The organism is Bradyrhizobium sp. SRL28, from assembly GCF_018596315.1.
GTDB lineage: Bacteria > Pseudomonadota > Alphaproteobacteria > Rhizobiales > Xanthobacteraceae > Bradyrhizobium.
This window is the reverse complement of record NZ_JAHEAG010000150.1, coordinates 1-1,484: the sequence shown is the minus strand read 5'-3', so window position 1 is coordinate 1,484 and position 1,484 is coordinate 1. Positions and strand designations below refer to the sequence as shown.

The 1,484-nt window shown below is 61.3% G+C and carries 1 protein-coding gene; it reads right to left on the bottom strand.

What is annotated here, in order from left to right; genetic code table 11:
- Positions 1-80: 80 nt before the first annotated feature.
- Positions 81-1,418, bottom strand: coding sequence for an IS1182 family transposase (locus KIP88_RS45710; RefSeq protein WP_214493757.1), 1,338 nt, complete (start codon positions 1,416-1,418; stop codon positions 81-83).
- Between the last annotated feature and the right edge of the window lie 66 nt (positions 1,419-1,484).

Here is a 1,484-nt window from a genome sequence, read left to right as displayed (position 1 = left end):
CTAGGAGCCTGTCCTGGTAATGGACCTGGGATCAAGCGAAGCGAGTTCTGAAGCGGCTTTTTGGGGAGACAAGTTTCTCCTCAGCGTGCGGCTGCGAGTTTTGCGAGGTTATGTGCGGTGCAGATCATGGCCCATTCGGCTTTGACCTTGTCGATGCTGCGCAGGAGGAACTGACGGAAGCCTCTTGCCTGCTTGATCTGGCCGAACACGGGCTCGACGATCTGTTTTCGCAATCGATACCGGCTTCGATAGCCTGCGCGCTTGAGCTTTGCGCTCATTCTGGCGATAAGCGTGCCGGCTTTGAGCTTCCTTTTAGCCGTGGCCGCTCTGGTGCCGTGGTTTTGCCGTCCGGTGGCGACGTAGCCCTCGATCCGGCGCCGAATGAGCGTGCGAAGATTGGCTTGCGAGCAATAGCCCGCATCGGCCGATGCTTCATCCGGGTTCTTGCCGAGATTGGCTTTGATAGCATCGAGCAAGGGTGCGAACTGCGCCTGATCGCTCGGCGAGTTGGTCAGCGTGTGCGCCACGATGATCTGACGGGTGCCATCGACGGCGGCCTGTGCGTTGTAGCCCTGGATGAAGCCGTTTTTGGTCGGCATCACACGGCTGTCGGGATCGGTGAAGTTGCGTTGCGCCTTGTCGCCTGGCTCTGCCGTGACCGGCTTGGACTTGCGTCCCGGCCGACCCCTGCCGCCGTCGCCGGAGCCGTCGTCGTCCGGCTTCGAGGCGGCTTTGGCTTTGGCTTTGGCTTCAGCTTCCAGCGCGGCCTTGGCGGCGCGGATCTTCTCGAGCCGCTTCTCTTTATCGGCCATCCACTCAGGCATCTCCTCGCCACGCTTCGAGGCTCCGAACTGACGATCCTCAGCCTTGTCGGTTTGGGCGGCTTCGGCAAACCACCGTTGGACCTCCGCTGCAAGCCTCGGCTCGGCCTCTTTCATCCGGCCATAGCTCATCGCCTTGTTGATCCCGGCATTGGCCTTGATCTTGGTGCCGTCGAGCGCCACATGGCCAAGCTTCACAAGGCCGGCCTCGCGGCACAGCTTCAAGACCTGCCGGAACAGACCCGATAGCGCTGCCAGATGGCGTTTGCGGAACTCGCTGATCGTGCGGAAGTCCGGATGCTGCATCCCCGTTACCGCCGCAAAATCCAGCCGCTCCTCGCAGCCCCGCGCGATCCGCCGCGACGAGTAGATCCCCTGGCTGTACGCATAAAGCAGCAGCGCCACCATCATGCCAGGATGATAGGGCGGAAAGCCGCGCTCCTCGTCATAGCTATCCATGATTGCCGACAGGTCCAGCCCTGTGCGAACCGTGTCGCGGACAAAGTGGGCCACGTGCCCAGACGGCACCAAATCCTGGATCGACGGCGGCAGCAGCCAAACCTGATCAACGTCCCAAGGACGAAATGTCTTGCTCATCCGCCGTTTGAATCACGACGCTCGTTCCTCGTCGAGAAAAATCCGATTACTCGGACAGGCTCCTAG

Coding starts and splice junctions, on each gene's coding strand:
- KIP88_RS45710 (WP_214493757.1), bottom strand. CDS start 1,418: ATGAGCAAGACATTTCGTCCTTGGGACGTTGATCAGGTTTGGCTGCTG.